Annotated in this window: 20 protein-coding genes and 1 pseudogene; 4 read left to right on the top strand and 17 right to left on the bottom strand. The window is 72.0% G+C overall.

Going from position 1 to position 25411, the window contains the following annotated elements; translation table 11 throughout:
• Positions 1 to 466: 466 nt before the first annotated feature.
• The gene (locus FVE89_RS01875) at positions 467 to 1987 is read right to left on the bottom strand and encodes a phospholipase D-like domain-containing protein (protein WP_043075248.1); all 1521 of its coding nucleotides are present in this window, start codon (positions 1985 to 1987) and stop codon (positions 467 to 469) included.
• 179 nt (positions 1988 to 2166) lie between these two features.
• Between FVE89_RS01875 and FVE89_RS01870 the strand changes: the two genes are divergently transcribed.
• Complete coding sequence (locus tag FVE89_RS01870; RefSeq protein WP_245295840.1) at positions 2167 to 2763, top strand: DedA family protein; 597 nt, start codon at positions 2167 to 2169, stop codon at positions 2761 to 2763.
• 46 nt (positions 2764 to 2809) lie between these two features.
• On the top strand, positions 2810 to 4111 hold the full coding sequence (locus FVE89_RS01865; RefSeq protein ID WP_083374428.1) for a sodium:proton exchanger: 1302 nt from the start codon (positions 2810 to 2812) through the stop codon (positions 4109 to 4111).
• A 486-nt stretch (positions 4112 to 4597) separates the two neighbouring features.
• Here the strand turns inward: FVE89_RS01865 and FVE89_RS01860 are convergent, their stop codons facing one another.
• The 4 genes from FVE89_RS01860 to FVE89_RS01845 form a co-directional block, all read right to left on the bottom strand.
• Positions 4598 to 5269: a hypothetical protein gene (locus FVE89_RS01860; protein ID WP_043075246.1), complete on the bottom strand. Its 672-nt coding sequence runs from the start codon at positions 5267 to 5269 to the stop codon at positions 4598 to 4600.
• A 23-nt stretch (positions 5270 to 5292) separates the two neighbouring features.
• Positions 5293 to 6168 carry a hypothetical protein gene (locus FVE89_RS01855; RefSeq protein ID WP_043075245.1) on the bottom strand — a complete coding sequence of 292 codons (876 nt, stop codon included), beginning with the start codon at positions 6166 to 6168 and terminating at the stop codon, positions 5293 to 5295.
• A gap of 556 nt (positions 6169 to 6724) precedes the next feature.
• Positions 6725 to 7960 (bottom strand): HAD-IA family hydrolase, encoded by a 1236-nt coding sequence (locus tag FVE89_RS01850; RefSeq protein WP_159392783.1) that lies wholly within the window; start codon positions 7958 to 7960, stop codon positions 6725 to 6727.
• 232 nt (positions 7961 to 8192) lie between these two features.
• Positions 8193 to 9242 carry a DNA-processing protein DprA gene (locus FVE89_RS01845; RefSeq protein WP_024828379.1) on the bottom strand — a complete coding sequence of 350 codons (1050 nt, stop codon included), beginning with the start codon at positions 9240 to 9242 and terminating at the stop codon, positions 8193 to 8195.
• Between the two features lie 771 nt (positions 9243 to 10013).
• On the opposite strand from FVE89_RS01845, the gene FVE89_RS01840 reads away from it, so the two are divergent.
• Positions 10014 to 10226 (top strand): hypothetical protein, encoded by a 213-nt coding sequence (locus FVE89_RS01840; protein ID WP_043075244.1) that lies wholly within the window; start codon positions 10014 to 10016, stop codon positions 10224 to 10226.
• A gap of 307 nt (positions 10227 to 10533) precedes the next feature.
• Here FVE89_RS01840 and FVE89_RS01835 read toward each other — a convergent pair whose 3' ends face one another.
• The 12 genes from FVE89_RS01835 to FVE89_RS01780 form a co-directional block, all read right to left on the bottom strand.
• Positions 10534 to 11448 (bottom strand): 3'-5' exonuclease, encoded by a 915-nt coding sequence (locus FVE89_RS01835; RefSeq protein WP_071000297.1) that lies wholly within the window; start codon positions 11446 to 11448, stop codon positions 10534 to 10536.
• A gap of 41 nt (positions 11449 to 11489) precedes the next feature.
• The gene (locus tag FVE89_RS01830; protein ID WP_159392782.1) at positions 11490 to 11627 is read right to left on the bottom strand and encodes a hypothetical protein; all 138 of its coding nucleotides are present in this window, start codon (positions 11625 to 11627) and stop codon (positions 11490 to 11492) included.
• A gap of 367 nt (positions 11628 to 11994) precedes the next feature.
• The gene (locus FVE89_RS01825; protein ID WP_124262945.1) at positions 11995 to 12879 is read right to left on the bottom strand and encodes a hypothetical protein; all 885 of its coding nucleotides are present in this window, start codon (positions 12877 to 12879) and stop codon (positions 11995 to 11997) included.
• Between the two features lie 472 nt (positions 12880 to 13351).
• Entirely contained in the window at positions 13352 to 15445 is a 2094-nt protein-coding gene (locus FVE89_RS01820; protein ID WP_071000296.1) for an AAA family ATPase, read from the bottom strand.
• A complete protein-coding gene (locus FVE89_RS01815; protein WP_124262947.1) occupies positions 15391 to 15840 on the bottom strand; it encodes a hypothetical protein in 450 nt (149 codons plus the stop codon). Before FVE89_RS01815 ends, FVE89_RS01820 begins: the two co-directional genes overlap by 55 nt.
• Before the next feature lie 52 nt (positions 15841 to 15892).
• Positions 15893 to 16897, bottom strand: a complete 1005-nt coding sequence (locus tag FVE89_RS01810) for a metallophosphoesterase (RefSeq protein WP_107645320.1) — start codon at positions 16895 to 16897, stop codon at positions 15893 to 15895.
• Positions 16894 to 18642 carry an AAA family ATPase gene (locus FVE89_RS30850; RefSeq protein WP_236961830.1) on the bottom strand — a complete coding sequence of 583 codons (1749 nt, stop codon included), beginning with the start codon at positions 18640 to 18642 and terminating at the stop codon, positions 16894 to 16896. Before FVE89_RS30850 ends, FVE89_RS01810 begins: the two co-directional genes overlap by 4 nt.
• 41 nt (positions 18643 to 18683) lie before the next feature.
• A complete protein-coding gene (locus FVE89_RS01800) occupies positions 18684 to 19466 on the bottom strand; it encodes a metallophosphoesterase (protein WP_043075229.1) in 783 nt (260 codons plus the stop codon).
• Between the two features lie 99 nt (positions 19467 to 19565).
• On the bottom strand, positions 19566 to 20522 hold the full coding sequence (locus tag FVE89_RS01795; RefSeq protein ID WP_052517004.1) for a hypothetical protein: 957 nt from the start codon (positions 20520 to 20522) through the stop codon (positions 19566 to 19568).
• A gap of 1332 nt (positions 20523 to 21854) precedes the next feature.
• Positions 21855 to 22121 carry a hypothetical protein gene (locus FVE89_RS01790; protein WP_024828390.1) on the bottom strand — a complete coding sequence of 89 codons (267 nt, stop codon included), beginning with the start codon at positions 22119 to 22121 and terminating at the stop codon, positions 21855 to 21857.
• Between the two features lie 212 nt (positions 22122 to 22333).
• Positions 22334 to 23242: a GGDEF domain-containing protein gene (locus tag FVE89_RS01785; RefSeq protein WP_071000294.1), complete on the bottom strand. Its 909-nt coding sequence runs from the start codon at positions 23240 to 23242 to the stop codon at positions 22334 to 22336.
• Between the two features lie 861 nt (positions 23243 to 24103).
• Positions 24104 to 24517 carry a helix-turn-helix domain-containing protein gene (locus tag FVE89_RS01780; RefSeq protein ID WP_043075225.1) on the bottom strand — a complete coding sequence of 138 codons (414 nt, stop codon included), beginning with the start codon at positions 24515 to 24517 and terminating at the stop codon, positions 24104 to 24106.
• A 58-nt stretch (positions 24518 to 24575) separates the two neighbouring features.
• Here FVE89_RS01780 and FVE89_RS30845 point away from each other — a divergent pair.
• Positions 24576 to 25308 (top strand): annotated as a pseudogene (locus FVE89_RS30845) (cation transporter).
• Positions 25309 to 25411: the final 103 nt, after the last annotated feature.

Raw genomic sequence — 25411 nt, 5'->3', positions numbered from 1 at the left:
GCCGCTCCGTTATTGGGACCGAGCCGCATGCCCCTCACGTTCTCGCCGCCATACGGCTTCCGGACCGTTTCGAGGTTAGAGGCTGCGTCGGCCTCTCCGATCCCTGAACCAGGCGCGCAAAGAACAAAATACCAGGCTCTCATATCAGGCCTTCGCGAGAAGCGGCACATAGGATATTGAATCTCAACAACTAATATATCTATCCTTTGATGGCGAATTTTTGTTTGCTATAGGCCTTCAGATTTTTTCATATCGTCACCGAAATTAGAAAAAATATACATTTTGGCGTGGTCTACCATGGAAAAGCATCGGACCAAATCTATCAGACTGCACAAGAAAGTGATAATTCAAAGTTTGGTTCATCAATCAACAAATCTTGTCTGAAGAATCAGCAGAGAAATAACATTTATAGGAGAGAATATGGCCTATTACTCCGATATGTTTGGAAATCATGACCGCACCCCCGTCACCATTCAAGGAATGCTGCGGGATCGGCTACACGGTGGCGCTTGGCGGCCAAGGCGTGCATCGCAGCCCGCCAGACCGGCTCGGGCCGCTCGGGGTCAAGAAGCTCACCGTCGCTCAACGGCTTCACGACCTCAACAGCTGATGCGTCGAGCGGGACCAGGGTACGCCCCGCCTCCCGGCGCAGGGCCTCGATCGTGGTGATGAGCGAGCCCGTGCGGGAATGCGATCTTGCGACCTCATCCGGCGGAACGCCGAGATGCTCGCCTAGAAGAGCGTTCCGCAAGCCGCGGATTCCCGCCGCGACCGCTCGATCGGTTCCTTGATCGGACGCGGCTTCGACGGCCAAATCACATTCCGTATCCAGACCCATCGAGCGGTTGTTCAGGTTGGATGAGCCGATCTTCAGCACCCGGTCGTCGACGATCATCACCTTTGCATGCACGTAGATCGGCTGCCCGTTCGCCGTCACGGGACGGTAGATGCGGAAGCGCCCATAGCGATCCGCGGAGCGGATGTGTGCCAGGACGCGGCTTCGGCCCCGCCCCATCGCCTTTTCCTCAAGCCAACCGACGGCGCGAGCTGGGTTGATGACAACGATCTCGGCTCCATCCGGCTCCTGTAGGCGGGCAGCAACGGCCTCGGCGACGCAGCGTGCGGCGAAGTATTGGCTCTCTATGTAGATCGTGTGCCGAGCGGCTGTGATGGCGGCGAGGTAGAGTTGCTCGATCTCATGCACGCCAGGGCGGCTATGATAGGCAGGCGCGGTCCGAGCGATTCCGACCGCCACGTCGCGCAGAAGCGGCGTCAACCCATCAGGCCAAGGATCTTGCACGGGCGGACCGGGCGGCGCGATCCGCTCGCCGGTGGCATGCCGCCAGCGCTCGCGAGCGAGGGTACCCAGGGCCGCGGCAGCCGCGCCGTCTACCGCGACCGTGGCATCGTGGAACGGCGCGTAGGGTCGCCCTGACGGGCGCACCCTCCGTCCATCATGATCATCGTGGGCGCGGGTATCCCAGCGGTCGTCTGTCATGTCGATGCCGCCGCAGAAGGCGAGCGCATCGTCGATCACCACGATCTTTTGGTGATGCGAGGCCCCCGGCGGGTGGGCGCTGTCGAGTCGGAACTGGAAGCCGCGAGCGCGCATCCAATTCAGGAGGTAGAGTGGCGTAGTTCCGCGCGCCAGGGTGCCAAGGAGCCCCAAATTCCACTGCAGCACCCGAATGCTGAGCTCTGGCCTGCGCCGACCGAGTTCCGCCAGGAACGGCCCAAGCTCCTCCGGCAAGCCCGGCAGCGGGTGATCGGGATCGAGCTTGATGCGAGTATCGAACTCCCAGCCGATGAACAGGATCGCATGGCGGGCGCCCAAGAGAGCGCTGCGCAGATGAGCGAAGTATGCGGCAGCATCGATGATCGGGGCAAAACGCGCTGTCCGCTCGATACGCCAGCAGGTCAAGCTTGGCTGCAGCAACTCTGTGCCGCCTGTGAGCGCGACCGGTGCCGTGTGGGGTGGATGATGCATCAGCGCGTCTCGTTCTCCCGATACCTGCTCGCTGCATCGTCGCGCTGGCACGATGCGGGCTTCGCTTTGGCGCCCCGGTATGAACCCGCGCCTACTCGGCGCGTTCCCGACGTGAACCGCGGCGGTGAAGGCCGCGGCTCGGTGCCGCTTGAGGGGAGATTGCGCTGGTCGACTGGATTGTGATTGCGATCGAGCAGACCGGCTCCTTCGGCGTCTTCCTGCTGATGCTGGTCGACAACATCTTCCCGCCGATCCCCTCCGAGCTTATCATGCCGTTGGCAGGCTTTGCCGCGGCACGCGGCGAACTCAGCCTCGTCGGCGTGTTCCTCGCCGGCTCGGCCGGATCGCTCTCCGGAGCGCTGATCTGGTACGGCGTGGGGCGCTGGCTGGGGCGCGAGCGCCTGAGACGCTTCGCCGCCCGGCATGGTCGTTGGCTGACCCTGAGCCCGGCGGAGGTCGACCGGGTCGGCGCCTGGTTCGCCCGACGCGGTGGCGTGACCGTTCTGATCGGTCGCGTCGTCCCGGGCGTGCGCAGCCTCATCTCGGTGCCGGCCGGGGTTGCCGCAATGCCGCTCACGCCCTTTCTGGTCTGCTCGACCCTGGGCACGATCGTCTGGACCGGGCTGCTGACGGCGGCCGGATACTGGCTTGGCGAGAACTACCTCCTGGTGGGCCGTTTCGTCGAGCCGATCGGCAATGGCGTGTTGATCCTGGCGCTCGTGCTCTATCTCTACCGTGTTGCCACCTTCGAGCCCGGGACGGGCGCTCGGGGCTGAGGCATGGACAGGCGGGCAGGCCGAAGCATGATGCGAAGGATCCCGCGTGAAGCGCTTTCTGATGCTGGTTGCCGTCGCTGTCGCGGCAACCCTTCCGGCCGTCATCCTCCGCTTCGGGGGCTGGCGGTTGAGCCCCTTTGTCGATGTCGCCGCATTCGGCATCGCCATCCTGGCCGCTGGCTTTTTGCTGTCCTGGGGCGCTGAGACGGCCGAGCAGTACGTCTCCCAAGGCCTCATCCTTGCAGCAGTGGCGCTGGTGACCGTGCTGCCGGAATACGCCGTCGACATCTACTATGCCTACATGGCTGGCGCTTCCGGCCCGGACTCGCGGTACGCGCAGTACGCGGCCGCCAACATGACGGGCGCGAATCGGTTGCTCGTCGGCCTGGCCTGGCCGCTGATGGTCGGGCTGCACTGGATGAAGGACCGCCACCGCTCGATCGGCCTCGCGCCCGGCAACGCCGTCGAGGTCGGGTTCCTATTGGTTGCCAGCCTCTACGCCTTCGTGATCGTCCTCAAGCGCGCCATCTCGCTCGTCGACTTCGTCGTGCTTCTCGCGATTTTCGGAACCTATGTCTGGCGCGTGCGCAGCATGCAGAAGAGCGACAATCCGGAGGAAGCCGAGGAGCCGGGACCAGCCGCGGCGCTCGACACACTGTCTCCGGGCCTGCAATGGGCGGCAATGGCCGGACTTGTGGCGACGGCGAGTGGCGTGATCCTGGTTTCAGCCGAGCCCTTCGCCGAGGCCATGGTCAACACGGGCCGGGCGATTGGGCTCAACGAGTTCCTGCTGATCCAGTGGCTGGCCCCCCTGGCCAGCGAGGCCCCGGCGATAACGGTGGCGGTTTTGTTCGTGCGTGCCAACCGTGCCGGTGACGGGCTGATCGCGATGATCAGCGACAAGATCAACCAGTGGACCCTGCTCGTCGGCATGCTGCCGCTCGCCCTGAGCATTGGTGCGGGCGCGACGAGCCCCCTGCCACTCGATACGCGCCAGAACGAGGAGTTCTTCCTGACGGCGGCCCAGTCGCTGCTCGGCATCGCGCTCCTGCTGCGCCTGCGCTTCGGGTTGGTGTCCGCGCTAACGTTGGCTGGTCTGTTCGCCGTTCAGGTCGGGCTGGCCTTCGTCTACCGCAACGACGAGGCGCGCACGATCACGACGCTGACTTGGCTGGCTTGGACTTACCTTGGGCTGGCCGGCCTCCTGTTCCTGATCAATCGGCGGCGGCTCGTTGCTCTGCTGCGCAGCGCAATCACGGGCGATGTCTCCGACGTCGAGCCGTCCGAAGACAGGGACGATCCGGCCCCGCGGCGGGGCGGGCGAGAAGCCAGTTCGCTCGTCGGCTGAGACGATCTAGCCCAGGCGGCGGAGGGGATTCCGCCTGGGCTAGATGTTTGGTCGCGGAGCTTGGTGGTGCGGGTTCTGGATAAGTAGGGGGGCGCGCCCTTCCAGGCTTTGCAGATCGCTCCGTAGGGCGTGAGGCCGCATGGCCCCGTTCGCGTTCGGGGCAGCTTATTCGCGGCCGTCGATGACTGGCGCGGTCGCTCTCGAAGAGCGCACAGGGCTCAAGGGTCGTTTATTCCGATCTCAAGGGGCGCTTATTTCGCGCCACGCTATGCATACCGGCGAGCCGAAACGCGTCGCCGGCAATCCGCAAGGTTGAGACCCCGCGCAGCCAACCCCGTCCGGCAGGAAAGGCGAGGGCAAATGAGGCCTGGCGAAGGGGCATGCGCCACACGGATCCCGCGCTGTCGACGCGGCCAGATCCGGGCATGCGCAGGTGCGATGCCGCCTCTCCGCTCCAAGAAATCGCTGCGTCGCCCAACTCGGTTGTCAGTAGTTGACGCTGATCTGCCAAACGGCGCCCGGGAGCGTGTCCTCGGCGCGATGCCCGCCGCTAGCGTCGATGCCCTCGTATCCGTTCGACGTCTCAAAAAGCAAACCGTGGGAACGGCCTTCGATCGAGAAGACTTCCCAGGCCGATCGAACGGTCGCCACTTTACGCCCGTACGAGAGTTGGGCCGGGTGAGACTGCCAGGTCTCGATCGGGTCGATGAGAACGACCGTCTCGGATCCCTCGACGTCCGCTAGCCGATAGTGCGACGGCGCGGTCGCCACCACCCTCGCCGGGCCGTCTCGCGGTGGCCCGAAATCATTGGATCGCTCGCGGACGGTGCGGAGCCGACACCGGTTCCAGGGCCTCACCGCCTTCACCCTGCCCATCGCGGGGAACAGCGCCATGTCGCCCCGGCTCAACCTCGCGGCGAGATCGAAGCCATGTTCCGTCAGGTTGGCCCCGGTCGGCGTACCATCGGCCGCGCGGCACACCACCGCCAGGTCATCGGTCTCGAAGGCCCGGAGAACGTACTCAAGGCGGCGCTGCAACGTCGGCATGTCACGCGGCGCGACGCGCAAGCGTTCATCCGCCTCAGCCATCCGCCGCGCCAGGTCGACCGCGCATGTTCGGTCCTCGAACTCAGGCCAGCGGTTGTCATTCGCGCTCATGTTCGGCCTTCGCGGCGATGTCATCACGCCTCGTCGGTCCGCACCAGGCCGAGGAGCGCGGCCTCGTCATCCGACGCGATCGCCGCGGCGCCCGCCGTCAGGAGCCTCGGCCTGGGGGCTTGCCGGACCCGACCGGTCAGGGTCGCCTGCCACCGCGCGAGCCGGGCCCGGTCGAAACCGGCCACGTGATGGTACTCGACGATGAAGGCGGCCGCCTCGGCGATGCGCCGCCCGACGAGTTCGCGTGGCAGGTACCCGTCGTCGTGCCAGGCCGGCGGCACGACGTGGTCGCGATCATGCCGGACCAGCGCGTCGACGAGCCGTCCGATGACCGGCGTGGCGACCTCCCGCGCCTTCCGGTCGAGCGTCTCCGCCCGTCGGGCCTGGGCTCGCTCGCCGCGAATCTTGCGGGCCTGCTCCTGTTGCGTCAGACCGCGGATCCGGACCGCGCGGCGGCCCTGGAGCGCGAACGACATCTCCCGGTCGATCAGCCGGTGGCGCGGCTCCCCGCCTGGGCCGGCCTCGACCGAGAGGAGCCGCAGGCGGTGGCACCGGCCGGCGAAGGCACCCGCCGCCTCGTATGCACGCGGATCGGGATCCGGCCGGGGGAACCGTTCGATGCGGCGCGACCGGCTCGCCATGAGCCGTGCGTGGCGGTCGACGAATTCGCGGATGCCGAGCACCCCGTCGGGGCCGAACGTCTCTAGCAGTGACGCGTTCAGGTCGACGGGATGGACCGCGGCGGGATCCGCGTCTTCACGACTGAACGCCAGATCGAACGCCTGCCGGCACTGCTCCGGATCGCCTTGCGGTCGCGCGCGGTCATCGCCAGTGTGCGGGAACGCTCCCTGTCGGTCGAGGGCGAACATCCTCGACAGGTCGCTTCCCGTGCCGGGCATGTGACCATCGCATTCTTCACTTCGGTCGGGCATCGCGATCGTCTCCGGGCCGGCGACAGGTCCAGGCGGCTCCGACGCCATGCTCACTGCCGTTCGCTCGCGAGAAAAGCCCGAGGCGGTAGCAACTTCACCGAGCGCATGGCCCATGCTGCCCGAGGCGGCCGAGGCACAGTCGAAGGGCCTTGCGAGGCTTCTTGAGGGCCGCCCGAACGCAACTCCGGGGCGGGAGATGAATCCCGGGTCGCCGAACACAAACCGATGAGCGGGCGGCTGAGGGGCCTTCCCGGCTGCGCTCAAACCTGTGGACAAACCCCGCGACCGGCCGCGGCGCCGCCCACGATGCGCCCGCCGATGAGCCGCGAGCGCTTCGCATGGCCCTCGGGCAGGCCTTCTTCACCGCGATCATGCGGCTTCCTCCCCCGCATGACGCCCGCACCCACGTCCAGCCTGTGGCGGCTGACCACGAGGCCGCCCAGGGAGGTCGGGACCCGACGGACCGACCGCCCGCGCCGGGATCGCCGAAAGTCCAGGGGCCCGGGGACGCGCTCGACCGTCCTCACAGGTCCTCGGTGTTGCGGCACGCGTCCGGGTACCCGGAACAACCCCAGAACTTGACCCCGACGCCGCTGATCCTGACGCGCATCGTACGGCCGCATGCCGGGCAGACCTTCCTCGCGAACGTGCGCTGGTCCTTGGCCAGGGCCATGATGCGGACCTCCGAGGCGCCGTCGCCGAGCAACGCCTCCGCGCACGCGGCGGTCGTGCCGCCCGTCGTATAGACGTCGTCGACGAGCAGGATCTTGGCTCGCCCCCAGGTGAACTCGGACTCGAATGCGCCCTTGACCGCCTCGCGCCGTTCGAGGGGACCGAGCGCCTTGTAACCCTCCACCTCCCGCGTGCAGCGCAGCCCGTCGCGCTCGACCTCCACCTCGTCCGGCATGTGCTGCGCGGCGACGCCGAGCAGCGCGGCGAACCTGTTGCGCGCCTGGGAGGGCTTGGGGGGAACTGGAACGACGATGTCGGGGGTCCAGTCCAGGCGGTCGACCGCCTTGCCGAGGGCGCGGCCGAGCGCCTCGGCGGGCCCATCGTCCTCCTTCAGCCTCAGCACGGCCTCGGACAGCCGGCTCCCGGCGTGCCTCGGGTCGGAAGTCGTGAAGTACCGACCCAGCGCATAGACCCCCGGGCCGTCGTCGCATCGTAGGATGGACCCCCAATGGCCGTAGTACGGCCGGCCCGCCGCGAGGCTCTCGCCGACGTAGGGCAGGCTCCCGAGCCGGTCGGTCCTCAGGAGGGTCGACGGCCTGCCGACGAAGATGTCGGGGGCGGCCGACGAGAACTCGAAGGGCGACGTCGGGCTCCACCCCACCCCGACGGACACGATCCCCGCATGGTACGATGCCTCCACATCGCCCACGTCGTCGCCGACGTAGTGGACGTCCGCCCCCGCCGCGACCCCGAGCCGACTGAGCGCCTCCAGGAGGGGGGCGGGGTCGGGCTTATGGTCCGCGGTGTCCTCGTAGCAGACCAGCACGTCGTAGGGGATGCGGAACAGCCTCGTGATCTCCTCGGCGTAGGGGCGCGGGGAGGACGTGACGATCCCGACGCGGTGCCCCGCCATCGACAGGGCCGCGGGCATCTCGTGGGGCGCGACGCCCCCGGGAAGCGCGCGGAACGCCCTGACCAGGTGCATGTTGGCGGCCACGAGGTGCCACTGCTGGGTCTTGCGCAGCGTCGCGAGGGCGGACGTGTCGACGAGGGTCATGTCGAGGTCGAACAGGAAGGTCTTGGTCATGGCGTCCGCCGGCCCCCCCGCCATCCGCGCCAGGGACACGCCCCGGGGCGGCGGCCACGCGTCGCGTGCCGTCGGGCAGCCTGGCGCCACCCGCAAGACACGCGCCGGACGACGTTTGGCCCGACTCGGCGTGCAAGCGCCCGCCAGGCTATCGGCGTACCGTGACGTCGGCAACGTCGGCGGTCCGGCCTCGACCCTCGGCCGCCGGCCCGGGTTCCCGCCGGGACGCCGCTCAGATCATCGATATCTGAGCCGTCGCCCTCCCCTCCCCTCCGGGGCGCGCCGGGGACAGCCGCCCCTCGATGGCGTCGAGCATCGCCGGGTAGTCGTCGCCGCTCTCCAGCGGGATGGCGACGGCATTCTCGCCGAACCTCCGGAGGAGCAGTTCCGCATACTCGCCCGTGGCCCCGACCATGGCCGACAGCCTGCGCCCGGGCACTTGCGTCAGCGCGAGGATGCCCCGGCTCTTGGGTTCCTCGGCGTGCCGGGCCCGCGGCACCGGCGCGAACAGGAGGCGCCCCTGCATGAGGGTGAAGCGCACGGTGTGCATCGACCCGCCCTTGACGTCGGTCTGCATGACGAACGTCGCCACGGACAGGCCGCTTTGCAGCCGATCCCTCTGCACGAGGTTGCGGGGGGCCGGCGGGATCCCGAACGCCTGCTCGCTCAGCAGCGCGCCGCCCCCGTCCACGATCTCGTCGGCGAGCCTCGCGTTCTGCCGGGGATACACGCCGTCCAGGCCGCCGCCCATCACGGCTACGGTCCGCCCCCCCGACCGAAGCGCGGTCGCGTGGGAGAGCTCGTCGACGCCGATCGCGAGGCCGCTTACGATCGTCCAGCCGGCCTCCACGAGCCGCCGCACGATGGCGGCCGTGACCTTCCGGCCGAATTCGCTCGGTTCCCTGGTGCCGATGCAGGCGACGCTCCGCTCGATCGCCCGGAGGTCACCCTTCGCGTAGAGGATCGGCGGTCGGTCCTGCAGGTCCCGGAGCGCCGCGGGATAATCCCCGTCGTGGACCGAGAGCACGCGTACCCCGAGCCGGTCGGCCTGATCCAGGGTCCGGGCCGCCCTGGCGAGCGCATCCGCGACGGCGTCCGCGTCCCGGAGCGACGCCGCCGCCGCCGCCGTGACGATGCCACGCAGTCCCCGCGGCTCGGCGTCGAAGACCTCGCCCAACGTGCCGAAGCGCTCGGCGAGCCGCTCCGCGCCCGTCGGTCCCAGGCCGCGCAGGGACATCAGCGCGACGATGCCGGCGGGGCTCTTCGTGTCGATGTCCCTCATGAGCGGCACTTACCCCTGTCCGTCGCCGACGCGCGGGCGTCGGCGCCCGCCGAATCCGGCGCGCATCGTACCACGGCGTCGTGAACGACTCCTCCGCCGCGGCTCGGCGTCGCGCTCGTCCGTCGCGTCCGTCGCTCAGGCCGAACCCGGCGCGCGCCGCGAGCGGTGTCCGGGCGGGTCTCGACCCTTTCGCCCGGACCGCCGGGATTGAGGTCACGGGCCGGTGGCATCGACCTGGATGGCCGCCAGGGCCGCCAAGCCCCTCGCGTCGGCGGCCAGCGCGTCCCAGTCCTTCGAAAGGCGAGCCATCCTCGATCGTGAACTGCAAGGCCCCGTCGATGACATGGCCCCGGCGGATCGCCGCGACGCAAGGCGCGGGGCCAGCCCACGAAACGATCGGGCGATCAGAGCGATCTCGGATACATCGCAGGCTGCCTAGCCCGGCTCGATTCGGCTTCGCGCATGTGGGGACGCGATCCGCCGACGCCCGCCCGACTTCGAACCGGGCAGACTTCGAGCCTGGCAAAGCGGACTGCACACCGTCCACCTCGATAAGGGAATGGATCGACCGGTCAAACCGGGCCGGTCAAGGCAGGCGCGGATGGTCCGGCCCCATGACCCCGTCGCGTATATCGAGGCGCCAAACCCAGATGGGCCGGCCCGCGACGATCTAGCCGACCCAAGCATGATCGCGACGCGGCTTTCAATCGCAAGTGGAGCTGGGTATGCTGATGCAGCTCTCTGGTTCGGCGGGATAGGCGGAGCTAGACGATGCCGGAAAAGCGCGAGACGATCCACTCCCGCCTGCAAATGATCGCCAGCCTGCTGGGCGTCCCCGTACAGGATTTGATTTCCGGGACGGTGCCCCGGCGGTTGTGGGCCGACAACGAGTGCATGCGCCTATGGCGCGGCCTCAGGACCGAGGCTGGCCGCGATGCGGCCCTCGATGCCCTACGCAGCATCTTGGAAGCGGAACGGCGTTGAGTGGTGTGCGGCTCCCTTGCCGGCGCGATCCACTTCGTTCCGGCTAAACGGGTGGCTGCTTCCTTCAGCGTGCCGGCTTAGCTTGCGGCCACGTCAGGGGCGCGCGTTTGTTTCTCCGGGTGAAGGCATCCGTACCGGGCTTACCGGGCGAGACAGGATCGTCAGCCTTGGCGACGACCAGTTAACTCACGCCGCAGCGTCGCCCGCGAAGCCCGAGCCGGCGGCCGGTCAGGATGCCCTGTCGGCGCCGTCGAGGGAACCACCGCCGATCCGGACCAGTCCCAGCAAGACACCCACCGCCCGCGTCTCAAGCGATGGTCTCCGAGCCGGCCTGGGCCGGGACGACCATCGCACGACCAGCGGAACAGAGCCGCCAAGCGTCCACGAACCGCCCCAGGTGGGGGCTCGCCGCCCGCGCGCGGTCGAGGTGGTCCATGAGGTCGAGGACCGATCGATCGTGCCCGGCCGCGTCCGTCCGTCCGGACAGGTGAGCCCAGCGCAGGTAGAGCGCGTAGAGGTTCAGGCAGTCCGTCTCGCAATACGCCCTGACCCTCTCGGTCTCGCCCGCGGCGACCATCGCCGACACGCGGGACCCGTGCTCGCCCATCTTGCCCGGCAGGCCGATCGAGGCCGCGGCCTCGTCGAGGGTCAGCCGCTGCGCCGCTCCGTGCTCGGACGTCGCGTCCATCAGGTCGTTGTGCCAGTCCAGGGCGAACCGATGCCGGTAACCCTCCCACCGCGTCCCGCGGCGGAACCAGGCGGGCGCCTCGACGCCGTGCATCATCGACCGCGCCAGGATCGTCGGCATGTCGAACGCCCGGCCGTTCCATGTCACCACGCGGTAGCGGCGCGCCTCGAAGAACCTCCAGAACGCCCGGAGCAGGCGCGCCTCGTCCCAATCCCCCTCCCCGCCGCTGCGGCACGCCGTCACCGCGTACGATTCCCGCCCGCCGGGCTCGCGCAGGATGTCCGCGGTGACGAACGAGATCGCCACGATCCGGTGCCAAGCGTTCTTCGGGAAACGGTCGGGAGGCCAGTCCGGGGGCACCAAGGCGGCGTCGGGGACGGTCTCGATGTCGAGGGCCAGCAGGGCGTCGTGTGGAGCGGCCCCATCGACCGGTCGGGGCCGGACCGGGCGGGCGGCGTCGGCGACGCGCGTGGACGCGGGACGCGGGGTCGGCGCGGGTTCGGGATCGGGCGCGGACGCCGGGCAGGTCTGCATGTCGTCTCCCTCGTCGTTACGGGCCGGCCCACCGCGGCGCCTCAGTCGGCGTTCGGGTCAAGGTCGTCCCAGCCTCGCCTCGAAGAACCGCGCCCGCCGGGCGACGGCAAGCCGTCGAGGCCGTGTGCGAGGTCGTCGCGCGCGTCGAAGCCGGGATCCAGCTCGATCTCGTAGGGCACGCGGAAAAGATCGTCCGGCCGGCGGCCAGACGCCGCCCGCCGAGGCACAGCGAGGAACCCGCGGCCGCGCACGGGGACCGCACGCCTGGCGCTCGTCCCGCTCGGTCCCCGCGCACGGCGGCAGCCCGCTCCCTCCCCGGCGCCGGTCTCGGGCCGGGACGGCTTTCGCGGGGGGCATGACAAGGATGTCCGTGCGCTCATTCTACGCTCCTCGGTGCAAGGGCCGGCCCGCGCCCAGCGGCATGCCGCAGCGGGGTCCGGAACGGCGACCGTCCCCGCATCGGGAACGGCCGGGGGCTTGATGGGACGGGCGCCCGGGCTGGCGCCGACGCACCCGGGCGAACTCGGCGACAGGCGTCGGACCACGTCAGGCCCGGCGCGGCATGATGCCGGCCGGCTCGCCGTCCGAGCTCCGACGGGCATGCGTCGCGCCGACCCGCGCGGGCAGCGCACGCCGGCCGGGCGCGCACGCGGCATGGCGCGGCCAACCCATCGCCTCGACGGCGGCGTCGAGCTCCTCATAGGCGTTGGCCAGTCCGACGAGCCGGTCGGACAACGCCAGCTCGGCGGGCAGCGTCCGCGCGGCCATCAGCGTCGCGAGGTCGGCGGCCTCCAGCCGCCTCGCCCCGGGATCGGCCGCGACGCAGAGCGCCAAGGCGGCGAGGAGCATGCCCATGCGGATGACAGTCGCGTCCGCCTCCCAGGCGGCGAGGCGACGACGCTCGGCCGGCGACAGCCAGGGCAGCGCCATCGGCAGCGCCCGGGTCGCGAACGGCAGGCGCGGCCCCACGGCCGAGGCCAGCTGCGCCCGGGTCCGGAGTTCCGACTGCCCCGGCCCCGCCAGGAACCAGGCCGGGGGCGCCGCGGCGAAGGCCCCGGCGTCCTCCGCGGCGAGATACCGCGCCGCCCTCAGCGCCCGGGAGGCGGAGGCCTCCTGGAAGCCGACCGTGACCACGGCATCGAACTGATTCCGCAAGGCGCGGTCGCGCACGCTGGTCAGGGGCAGCGCGGCGACGAAGTCGCCGCCAAGCGTGGTCGCCGCGCGCGCCGCCCGCTCGACCTCGAACGCATTCGCGTTCGGGGCGAGGGCGACGACCGACGTCCCCCCGGGCGCCCCGGCGCCCCCGGCCGCGGGGGCCGCCCCGGCGAGGGCGAGGGTGGTGTCGCCGTGCAAGGCGGACAACCCGAGGCAGAGCATGCGGCCGCACAGCGCGCCCGCGTCGTCGTCGGAGAAGAAAGCGATCTTGGTCACAAGCATGCCCTCCTTAAACGCGTCCCCGGAACGGGACGATGCCAATATACCCATGGGGGGTATTGTTGTCCGCCTGTCGCGGCCGCCTTCAGTCGAAGATGAGTCACGAGTCCGTAGCGCGAAGGCAGTCATTCTCCCTTCGCGCTTAGCGCCGTGTTCACCAATCGCGCCCTCCGATCAGTCGATGCGCCAGGTAACTCAGTGAGGCGATCGGCGCACCGCCGCCGATGCCTCGTCATGTTGACTCGTTTTGAGAACCCTCCCGCATCGATCGCCGCTCTACTGCACGCGACACTTGGATCAACTTGGGATCAAGATCGACTATCGCCGCAGTCGATTTCGCTGTTTGCTCGCAGATCGAAGACGAGACTATTTCAGTCCAGCGCACTCGATCGCGGAAACGCCGTGTATTCGACCGCGGCCGGGGGCGCCGCGATCGTGGATCGACGACATTGTCCACAGGCGCCACGGCTCACCTGTCGGCGTCCGGCTCGCCCCGGCGGCGCGAGCCCCGGATTATCTTTCTGATCGCCGCGTCGCCGATGTCGCCCTGGCGATCCAGGGCATCGGCCAGCCGACCCAAGGCCGCCCGCCGGGCCCGAACGGCCCCGGAGGCACGCCCGTACGCCGCCGTCAGGCGAAGGTGCACGGCGGCCGCCACGCCGGGGACGCGCAGCAGGTCGGCCGTGGCCGCCTTCGGGAGCGCCACCAGGGGCGTGCGCGGCGAGAAGCCGAGGTGGGTCTCCATCGCGACGGCGAGGCGCGTCGCCGCCGCGAGGTCCTCCGCGGCCCCGGCCGTCACGTCGCCGAACACGGCCTCCTCCGCGGCCCTGCCCGCCAGCATGATGGCGAGGCGCTCGTCGAGCTGCGCCTCGGTGACGGGACCCGCCCCTTCCCCGGCCCCGATCCACGCCGCGCCGCCTTCGGCGCCGATCGCGGCCGACAGCGACGCCGCCCCCGCCCCGATCGTCGCGGCGGCGAGCACGTGCCCCGCCTCGTGGACCGCGACCCTGCGGCGTACGCTCGCGGGCAACGGCGGCCACGCCTCAGCCGCCGCCGCGGCAAGATCCGCCGCGTCGAGGTCGCGCCCCGCCCGGCGCGCAAGCCCGCGGGCCCGGCGGACCACCGCCTCGGCGTCGGCGCCGGTGGCGCCGAGCAGCTGGCCCGCGAGGGGCCGCAGGTCGAGGCCCGGCAGGGCGCCGGCGAGGTATCCGCGCAGGATGAGGGCCAGGTCGACGGCGTCCGGCGGCTGGATCCGGACGTGGCGCTCAAGCCGGCCCGACCTCAGGATCGCGGGGTCGATCCGGCCGGGGTGGTTGGTCGTCCCGACCACCACGACCCCCTCGCGGGAGGCGGCCCCGGCCAGGTGTTCGAGCAGGGCGTTGACGACCTGCGTGGCGTAATCCCGGCTATGCTCGGGAAAGCTCGCGCGGTCGCCGAAGGAGTCGATCTCGTCGACGAGGGCCACGCAGGGGGAGCGGCGGGCGCGGTCGAAGAACGCGCGCATCGCGCCCAGGGTGTGGCCGAGGTGGCCGTCGCGGGCCGCCTGCCATTGCGCGAGCGAGCCCGCGATCAGGGGGAGTCCGGCGCTGCGGGCCAGCGCCGCCGCGAAGGCCGTCTTGCCCACGCCCGGGGGACCGGACAGCAGGGCCGCGGATTCGAGGTCGGCCCACCGCGGCGCAGCCGGCCCGCCGGCGAGCCACGCCCTCAGGTCGAGGACGAGGGAAAGGCCCCAGTCGCGGGCGGCGCCGTAGCCGTGCAGCTCCTCCAGCCCCGGTCCGCCCCGGTCGGTCCCGGCCTTGGCGGACACGATCGCGGCGAGCCTGCTCGCGGAGCCTTCGCCGCCGCGCGCGGCGTGCACGGCCAGGCTCAGGTCCCCGGGATCGCAGAGCGCGGCCCCGGCGGCGGACAGGCGCGACCGCGGCGCCGCGCCCGTCACCGCCTCGACGACGAGGGCGACCTCGGTCGGGTCGAGGGCCTCCACCTCGATCCGGAGCTCGGCGCCGCGCACCAGGTCGCGCGGCAGCAGCCGCGCAGGATCCTGCGAGACCCCGATCACGACGGCGCCGTCCTGGAGCGCCTGCCGGACCTCGCCGTTTCGCCTGTCCGGCTGGTGCCCCGACGACGAGCCGTCGGCCTGCACGACCAGGGCGGTTCCCGCACGGCCGTCGCCGCGCGGGAACCGCCGCCCCGGGTCGACGAGGCACAGCGCGGACGCGGAGGCGACCGGCTCGACCCATTCCATGGCCGGCACGGTCACCAGCAGGATCGCGGGGCCGAGCCGGGGAAGCGCGCCGACCCCGCCGACGGCGTCCACCGCGCGGCCGAGGGCGACGGCCGCGCCGGCGAGGTCGGCGCTCGGGCGCCGGGGGCCGTCGAGGAGTGCGTCGACCGCCTCGTCGAAGCTCGCCGCCGGACGGCCGTCCTCGACCAGGAGGGCGAGGAACGCGCGCGCCGTCGCCTCGCGGCGCGGGATCGCGGACGCGGCGCGGGTCGGACCCACCCCGGCCGTCACGCGCGCCTCCCGCGGCGGGGCCGCGCCGCGCGTCCAGACCGCGCGGTCCACGCCCGCGCGATCCGGGCCAACTCGCCGTGGCCGGGGCGCGACCGCGACAGGGCGCGCAGCGCGTGGGACAGCACGACGCCCGCGGTCGGGTCGCCGTCCCGGTGCGCCAGGACGAGAAGGTTCCCCATCACCAGGTCGGCGAGCGGGCCCTCGGGACCGTGGTGGCGGATCCGGTCGATGGCGACGGCCGCGGCCGCGGCGGGATCGCCGGCCCGGGCCGCGGGCCAGCGGCGCTCGTGCAGGATCGCGGTCGCGGCGACAGCGCCCGCCAGGGCCGTCACGTCGGACTTGGCGATCTCGGACGGCGCCCGGGTCCGCCACAGGGTCAGCGGGCAGCAGCGCGGCGGCATCGTCCCGCCCCGACGCGCCAAGCGCGGGCCGCGTGCTCTCGACATGTCCATGTGCGCTCCCATTCCCAGCTCCGGTGTTCGGGATCGTGGCGGCGCCTCAGGCCGTCACGACGAGGGTCGGGTCGAAGGCGTGCGCCGCCATCGCGTGGTCGCGGCCGCCGGTCCGCGGGTTGGCCACCACGCGCGTCTTGGCGACCCGGTGGTCGGCGGCCGCCGGCACGTTGCCGTGTACCCACAGCGACGGGGCCCCCCAGGCCGCCATGGCGGCGGCGGCCTCCGACGCCAGGGACGCCGGCAGCCAGGGGTCGGCGTGCCATCCCTCCCAGTCGACGGGGAGCGAGCGCGGGGTCGGCGCGTGGCACGTCACGACGACGGCCGCGTCGCCCGGCAGCGCGGTGTCGACGCACGCGTTCGGGCCGGGCGGGAGGCCCAGGGAGCCGATCGCCGCGCTCGTCAGCGCGTCCTCGATGAAGGCACGGCTGCGCGCATGCATCGCGAGGGTGTCCAGGGGCGTCAGGGGGCGTCCGCGGCGGAGCTCGATGCGCCCGGCCTCCTCCCAGGCCGTGCGGGCCGCGACGCGCGCCGGGGGCCGGCCCGACGACGCGCCCAGCTGCCAGTCCGTCCACAGGGTGGCACCGACCACGACGGTCCCGTCGCCGTGGGCGGGCCCGAACCGGAACGCGTCGTCGGAGAGCAGGACGAGGCCGAGATCGGCGGCGAGCTCGCGACCCCGGGCGAGCGCCTCGGCCATCGGCGTGCCGGATCGGTATTCGACGTTGCCGGGCACGACGCAGACCGGCCGACGGCCTTGCCGGCCGTCGAGCGCCCGGGCGAGCCAGGTCAGGGACGCGGAGAGGCCCGGGCCGACGTTGCCGGCGACCAGCATCGCGTCGAAGGCGGGCAGCGGCTCCGGGAGCGCGAGGTCCGGGCGGAGGTCGACGCGCAGGTCCGACAGCACCCAGAAGGCGGGGCGCGGCGAGACCCGCTCCGCGGCCCGCGCGTGCGCCAGGATCCCGGCCATCGCGGCCGGGGCGAGCCAGCACACGCCCGGCTCCGCCCGGACGGGCGTCCCCGTCCCGTCGGCGCTCGGGCGGATGTTCATTGCGGGCTCCGGGTCAGCGCGCGATCCCGCACGCGCAGGATCGCCTCGACCGCCCGGCGCAAGCGCCGCAACGAGCCGCCGCGCCAGCGCGCCCGCAACGCGGCGCGCTCGACCGCGTCGAGGGGCAAGTGGAATCGCGGGTCGAACCCCGCCTCCATGGCGACCCCGGCGAGGATGCCCGGGAGCAGGGCGTCGAGGTGGTCGGCGCGTGCCTCCGGGAACCGGACGACCCGCATCCGGTCCAGCAGGGGCGCCGGCAGGACGGCAGGCGCGTTGGCGGTGCAGATGACGGTGACCCACGAGAGGTCGAGCTCGACCTGCAGGCAGGGGTCCGGGAAGCGGGCGGCGTTCTCCGGGTCGAGAGCCTGGAGCATCGAATCCCAGAGACGCCCATGATCGGTCCGCGTCGCCGCCTTGTCGACCTCGTCGACCATCACGATGGGGTTGGCCTGGGCATGCCGTGCGACGGCCATGAACGGCCGGCAGGGCTCGGACGAGTACCAGCGCCGCTCGGTGCCGCCGAAGGAGCCTCCGGCGTCGTTCGCGCCGTCCACGCGGTAGACCCCGACGCCGAGCGACTCGCCCAGCCGCCGGACGAACCGCGACTTGCCGGACCCGGGCGGCCCCGCGATGACCATCGGCGGGGCGTGGACGTGCGGACGCGCCGCGAACGCGCCGAGCGTGGCGTCCACCGCCGCGACGGCGTGCGGGAACTCCTCCAGGAGGGCACGGCGCACGCCGGCGAGGTCAGGGGTCGGGACCAGCGGCAGCGCCGTGCCGATCGCGTTCTCGTAGCCGCGCGCCACCTCCTTGGCCTTGCTGTGGCCCGTCCGATTCAGGTGGGGGCAGACCAGGACGTGGCCTGCGGGGACGTCGGCGACCGCGGCGGCCCCGCCGTCCTGCCGGCGGTCCGCCTCGTCCCGGTAGGCGCGCACCATGTCCCGCAGGTCGGCGATCTCGGATTGGGCGCGCGCTTCGCCGGCCCGGCGTCCGTCCCGCTCGGCGGCGACCGTCAGGGGCTGCGCGACGGCCTGCCCGACGACCGCCGCGACCTGCGCGAGCGTGCCCGTGGTCCAGAGGCCGCGGGACCGGCCCGTCGCGACGGCCGAGAGGCCGACGGCGAGAAGGCGCGCCTCCTGGCAGATGTCCGCGAACGCCGATTCGAGTTCCGCGCGCCAGGACGCCCCGGCCTCGTCGGTCGCCTGGGTCGCGCCGTCGGGAGCCGCCGCCGGCCTCCCGAGCGGGTCGAGGTGCGCCCACGGCGCGCGCGCGGCGTCCCCGCCGGCCTGAGCGCCTGCGGGGACGGGCGCAAGCCGGTGGAGCTGCGCCCCGACCTCCGGGAGCCGATCGAGGTACGACCAGGCCGCGGCCGCGGCGCGCCCGGCGTGCTCCGCGACGCGCTCGAAGGCGCCGAGCAGGACGAGGGCGTCGGCGATCTCCCGGAGGGTGGGGTCGTCCCCGAGCGCGGCCGCCCGGTCGAGGGCGCCGAGGCCGCAACCGTCGGCCTCCCCCGGCCCCGCGGCACCGTCCTGCGGCGGCACGTCCAGCCCGGGACACGGCCCGACGTTCTCGCGAAGCCACGCCGTCACGCCGGCGCCCAGCCCGGGCGTGGCCGCCTCGGCGTCCGCGGCGAGCTGCGCCGGGAGCGGACCGTCCGTGGCGTCCGCGTCGAGGCCGGCGCGCAGGGCCCGCGGCAGGTGCCGCAGGACGATGCCGCGCGCGATGTCCGGGGTCACGTCCTTCATGGCATTCTCCAGGCGGTTGCGGCGGGACGGGCGGCGGACGCTCAGGTCGTGGCGTCGAGGACCAGCGCGGGGTCGAAGGCCCGGTTCTCGCGCCCATACCCCTTGGGGTTGCAGACAACCCGGGTCCGACCGACCACGTGGTCGCGGCTGGCGTGGACGTGCCCGTGGACCCAGACGGCAGCCCCCAGGCGACCGATCGTCCCCTCCAGGCGCGAGGCGAAGGCCGGGTTCAGCGGCCGGCCCGCGAAGGCCGGGTCGAGGGACGCCGCGGCCGGGGCGTGGTGGGTGACGACGACCCGGGCCCGGGCCAGGGTCCACGCCCGGTCGAGGGCGAGCGACTCCAGCCGGGCGCGGCTGGCGCGGTGGACCGCGGCGGCGTCCTCGGGCCGGAACGGCATGGCCGCCGGGCGGCGCGCCCGGTCGATCCGGCGGTGATCGGCGAGCATCCGCCGGGCGTCGTCCATCGAGGACGCCACCCGCCCGTCCCCGTCCAGCCGGTAATCGGTCCAGAGCGTGCACCCGGCGAACGCGACGTCGCCGATCCAGGTGGCCTCGTCCTCCAGGAAGTCGACGCCGGACCGCGCCGCCGCGATCCGCCCGGCCGCCAGGGCGTCGGGACGGCACGACCGGTAGTATTCGTGGTTTCCCGCCACGAAGACCACGCGCATGTGCGGGCGTATCGTGCGCGCGAGCCAATCGAGCGAGGTCTCGATCCCCTCGCCGACGTCGCCCGCGACGACGGCGACATCGGCCTCAGGAATGGCCTCAGGCGTCCACGGGACGCCCATGTCGCGGTGCAGGTCGGACAGGATCCAGAGGCGCATGCGCAAGACTCCGTCAACCGACGCCGCGTGCGGCTCGGCTCGGCTGGACTGGGCTTGGAACTGGGACTTGGACCGGGGGCCCGGGGAGGCCGCGCCGACCTAGTGCACGGCGCCCGCGGAATCGCCGGCCGGCGTGCGCAGGACGTACCAGCGCGACAGCGTCCGGGCGAACGTCGCGCGATCCGTGAGGTAGACCTCGCTGGTCCGCACCCGGTGCCCCTCGGCGATGCCGGGGTGGCCGGTGACCCGTCCCTTGAGCACCGGGGCGAAGACGGCGTCGCACGACCAGCCGTCGAGCACGGGCGCGCCGGCCAGGTCGTCGGCGGTCGGCTTGAGCCCGGCCTCCGCCGCCTCGACGTCGTCGGCGAGGTCGCGCAGCCTCTCGGGCAGCGACCGGACGTCTGCGGCCTCGCCGATGCGCCTCGCCTCGTCCTCGCGGGCTTCGGGCGGCAGGTTCCGCCCGGGAGCCCCCGTGGCCCGCCGAACGGCGCCCAGCAGCGTCAGCGCGACCCGCAGGGCATGCCCTCCGGGGGTCCCGTCGGCCAGGCCGGAGGCCTCGCCCCGACCTAGCGGCGGCACCGCGCAGGGAAGCGTCGGTCCGTCGGGATCGAGGAGCGCCATCGCGGCCGCGAACCGCGCCGCCGCCGGCGCGCCGCCGGCGCGTCGGCAGCCGAGATACCACGTCGGTACCGGGGTCGTGTGTGCGGCGCGCCATGCGGCGGCCTCGCGCTCGTCCGCGGCGTGCGGGCCGACCACGAGGACGGATGCGTCCAGCAACGCGCGGACCGCTCCCGCGCGCAGGTGCCTCGACGGCAGGTCGACGAAGACGGGTCCGCCGCCCCGCAAACACGCTTCCGCCGCCCGGGCGACCTCGCCCGCGGACGCCGTCTCCCGGAAGCGGACGTGGCGCAGGCCGGTGCGCGATCCCGGCACGGCGACGCGCTCGGACGCCAGCAGGGTCGCCGCGCCGTCCGCGACGGTGGCCGCGTGCGCGGCGAGGAGGGACGCGTGTGACGCGTCCGTGCGCCCCGAGGCGCCGGAGAAGGCGATCAGCATGGTGGAACTCCAAGCACGCCGGGACGACGTCCGGGATGGACGCCATCGGCGGCACATCGCTGGCCGGGCCGCGCCGAGGCGCGGCTGGTTCAGGGAACGACGACGCGCCGCCGCGGACAAGGCGATGGTCGAGGTCAGGGGATTATGGAGGGCCCGGGCGCGCACCTGCACGTCTCACCGGGAGAAGCGTCCACTACAGCAGAAGCGCTTCGATGTCTAGACTTTACCGGGCAAAACATCTGTTGATTGCGGGGATATCGACAAATATTTTCCCGTCGGAACAGTCGATCCTGATCGTGGGTCCGGTCCGCCTTCACGCCGCATTGGCTTCGTCGCCCGCGCGGCGATGGCGGGAGGGCGAGCCGCGACGCCCGCGCACCGAGCCATTCGATGAATGGCCGTGACGCCCCGCGAAACGGCGCCCCGGCTCCCGCGTCCGGGGGGCCGGGTCACGCAGCGCGTGGCTTGCGCCGGAGGCGGCGGAGTGCGTCGGTCGTGCCATTGCCGTGACCCGACCGGTGACGCGGCCGTCCCGAAGCCGGCCTCGGGACGGCCGCCTCGTGGACACTTGGCCCTTCCGGGCAGGCCCGGGCAACCGCACCGAGGCGCATGCCCCGATGACGGCATCGGCCGGGGGCGAACGCCCGCGCGGCGCGCGGGACGTTTCGGGGCGCGGCGGGCGGCTCCACGCTCACGTAACGCCCGGCCGGCGCCTGAACGCGAACGGCTCGATCTCGTGGATGAGTTTGTCCCCGTGCCAGAGCTGCGCCCTGCCCGTTCCGCTGAGCGCGTGTGCCAACTCCACAGCCTCGTCGCCATCCATGGCAACGATGTCGTGGGTCTGGATCGTCCTACCCCGCGCGTCGAGGCGCCTGACGCAGTACCGCCCTTCTGGGGAAGCTTGCTCCTGACCGCCGGCCCGGGAGGCCGGGGACGGATCGACATCATCCACCACAGCAAACCTTCGGAGTTTCAGCGCGGCGTCGGCCGGATGCCCCTCAAGAGGCCTCACCGCGACATTGCATCGCCACACGGCACGCCGACGCATGACTTGTCGCCGGACGGCCAGCACACCTCGTATGTAGTCTCGGATCCTGTGCGCCCGTACATGGGCGCATATCAGGCGAACTCTATACTTTGGTTCACCCCGGATGGCCAGCATGCGGGCGCCCCCGCAGGGTTGGAAGCAAGCCGTCGTACCCGGCAGACGCCCCATGCCCGGCCGATCCCGACTGATCAGCATCGGGCCCGGGCGACGGAGCCGGGGCGCGAACCGGTGCCCCGGCGGAACGGTGACGTGAATCGGCCGGCATCGAGCTTCAGGCCGGGACGCTAATCCTCGCCACCAGAGAATCGTCCTTCGATGTGCGTCGCCGCGTCTGCGTATAGCTCGCAACGTCGGAGCAGGACGGCGCGCCTCTCCGGCTTGCGCGTCCCATCCGCCTTCGCTTTCGCCTTGTCGGCACGCTCGCGCATCTTCTTGGCGAGCTTGCGGAAGGCCTTGTCGATCTTCGAGCTGACCTGCTCGACCTCCGCCTTCACCGCATCCTCATGGTCTGGCATCGGCCCGGGAAGCGTGCTCCTTTCGTCCTTGGCCAAAGGCATCTCCATCGACCTGCCCGCACCCCTTACCCGATCCACTGCGACAATGCGATCACGGTCGCGATGCATGCCGACCGGCGGGCGCGCCGACCGCCCAGCCCGCGGGCATCATGCGTGAGGTCCGGATCGTCAGGTCGGCCGCGAGGATCGCCGGCGGCATCGAGCCGTTCCCGCGAGTGGCGGCGGGCCCTGCCGCGCCGGCTCGCACGTCAGGCAACCATCGGGATCGCGGCGGCATCCGGTTCGGGGGAGGCCCGCACCGTCGGCGGCAAGCTGCCGAGGCGCAGGCCCCCCTTGCCCCCGGCCTTGGCGGCGTACATCAGCGCGTCGGACGCACGTAGCGCCGCGGCGAGGCTCTCGCCCGAGCCGGCCGCCAGGACGATCGCCCCCATGCTCGCGCCGACGCCGCGGCCGGCGAGCGCATGCACGAGGCTTTGGTGCAACGCCTCCGCCCGGACTGCCGCCAAGGCGTCCGTCTCGGCCTGCAGCAGGAAAGCGAACTCGTCCCCTCCAAGCCGAGCGATCCGCTCCCCGTGGGAGAGGGTTGCCCCTGCCGCGGCAACGACCCGGCGCAGAACCTCGTCCCCGGCGGCATGGCCTTCCCGGTCGTTCAGCGCCTTGAAGCCGTCCAGGTCGGCCATCACCACGACGTGGCGCCCGCCGCGCCGCGTCGACAGGACGGCCTGCGCGTGATCCTCGAACGCGATCCGGTTCAGGGCGCCTGTCAACGCGTCCTGGCGGGCGGCCTCCCGCTCGCGGTCGTAGGCGCGCCGCAAGGTGCAGGTGGCGAAAACCACGAAGGCATAGGTGCCGAGGCGGAGGAAGGCCCGGGCGACCGCGACCGCCGGAGGCAGTGCCGCTTCCTCGGGCAAGGCGGGCAACACGTTCAGCAAAGCGGCGGCCAAGGCGACGCCACAGGCGACCGCAGGTCCGAGCCGCCAGCCCGCCAGGACGATCAGCGGGATGTAGGCGGGCCCCATGCCGATCCCAGGAACCATGCGGTCGATGGTGGCGAGCGCGAGGCCGGCCGCGGTCAGCACCGCCCACGACGCCGCCAGCGGGTATTCCCTCGGTGGGATGATCGGACGCCGGTCCGGCAACCTGCCCCGCGACAGCATCGCCTTCCCTCCCATCGGTCGCGGAGCCAAGCGCCGCGCCACGAGATTGCCATGCGATTCCTTAAGGTTGTCCTGGGCGGCTGGCGCCGGCGACAGTCCGCGGTCCCGTTCGCCGGAACGACGGACGCCGCCTGGATTCGGCATCCCTTCGGTCCCGTCGGGTTCGGGTCCCGACCAATGGCCCTTGGCCGTCGTCCCGCGGACGCCGCCGGATCAATGACGCCACTCGCGGGCTTCACCCGACCGAGGCCTATCAGGTTCGATGACGCTGCTTTCGCAGCGTCTCGGCGGATGTATTCCGCAGGCCGGAGGCGATGATGGCGATGGCGAATCCCGGCGCGCCGATCGCGGCGCTGCGGGGGGGCGACCCCGAGGATGGATCCGGCCTTGCGCGAAGCCCGCACCCGCTACGATCACCCCACCGGATGGCTCGGCGTCGACATCGCCGACGCCCTGGTCGCGCGGTGGCTGATCACGCCGGGCGATGAGGCCGGCACGGTGGCCACGCCCCACGGCGGGCGACTGGGTTCGTCATCGAGGCCGAGCCGGCCGGACGGAGCCACCTGCCCCGCCGCCCGTTCCGGCACTGGAGCGAACGACGGCCGCATCTCGTCAGCCGGCCCGGCGGCGCCCAGTGTCGCCGCCGCGGGGGGACTTGTATCGAGCGAGCGTCGACGGGGCGGGCGCGCCGTCCGGGTGACCGAAGCGGGCCCAACGGCCAACGGACCTTTCGACGGCGGCCGCCCCTCCCGATCCCCGACGACGGGCGGACAGGCGTGACCCGCCCCCGCCACTCTTGCGGGGCGCTCCTCCCCGGGCATACGGGCCGCGGCTTGGATCACACCGGGGACGGACCGCCCGCTACTCGGCAGGTTGCTCCATATCCGCGAGCGCCTCGATCACCCGGCAGTCGCCGACCCGCCCTCGGCCACAGGTGTCCAGGGCGCGCCGCAGCTCGCGTCGGAGGGCCACGAGCCGGGCGATGCGCCGGTCGATGTCCTCGACGTGACGGCGGGCGATGCCGTCGACCTCCGCGCACGGGCGGTCCGGCTGCTCACTCAACGCCAGCAGTTCGCGCACCGCGGCCACCTCGAACCCAAGCTCGCGCGCGTGCCGGATGAAGTGGAGCCGCGCCACTGCGGCGGCGTCGTAGCGGCGCTGCAGTCCACCCGTGCGCGCCGGGACGCGCAGCAAGCCAACGCCTTCGTAATAGCGGATCGTCGGCACCTTTACCCCTGAGCGCCGCGCCAGCTCGCCGATCGATATCTCTGCCATGGCCCTTGAACCTTTGGTGGCTATAAGAAGTAGGTGAGGGCCGAAGGCGAGTCACCCCATAGCCGACGGCTGCTGCGAAAGACGCGTTGCCCGCTGCCAACCACCCGCGCCCGCACCGGCGGGACATCCCTCCCCCGCCATCGCCCACGGCGCGGCGGCCGCTGCGTGCTGCACCGGCGGCGTCCCGGTCTTCGATGGCGGGAACCCACGCCACAAGCGCATCCTCTGGACGGTGATCGGCCCGGAACGGGGCGTTGTTCCTCGGAGAGATGGCGGCGGGCCGGCTCGCTGGGTCTCAGGCGCTCAGGCCGACGCAATGGCCTTGCTCGCCGACACGGTGACCTACGGCCTCTGGCTGGCGGTGATCGGAGCGAGCCTGCGCACCCGTGCGTCGGCCGCGCTCACCACGGGCGTGCCGCCGTCGCTGATGGCGTTCGGCTCGACGGTCTGCCAGACGCTGGCCCTCGGCCTGCCGAAGGCGGAGGTCATGGGTCTGGCCGGCGAGCTGGCGCTGGCGGTCAACGCTGCCTCGGTGCTGCTCCCGAGCCCGTACAAGGACGGCGGTGCGAACATGCGCTCGCTTTTGGTCGTGCTCGCGCAACGACGCGATCGGCAATGTCATCGCCATGGGCGCGGTGCTGGCGGTGCGGGGCACCTCGACCGCGTGGCCCGACCTTCCGGCCGCCGCCCTCATGCCCGGCATGTTCCTCACCTCCTCCGCGCAGTTGCCAAGGCGGGCATGGTCGGAGTACCGCGAGGGCGAGCGGGTGCGCCCGGCGCCGGTGGAGTAGCCGATACGGACCGGTGCCAAGCGCGGACTGACTGGGCTCCGTCGGCCGGAGCGTTGCGACGTGGCATGGGCCGGCGACCGCCGGGACGTGGGCCTCGGTGCGG

The sequence above is a fragment of the Methylobacterium sp. 2A genome (assembly GCF_009806555.1).
Lineage (GTDB): Bacteria > Pseudomonadota > Alphaproteobacteria > Rhizobiales > Beijerinckiaceae > Methylobacterium.
This window is presented reverse-complemented; position numbering and strand designations above follow the sequence as displayed.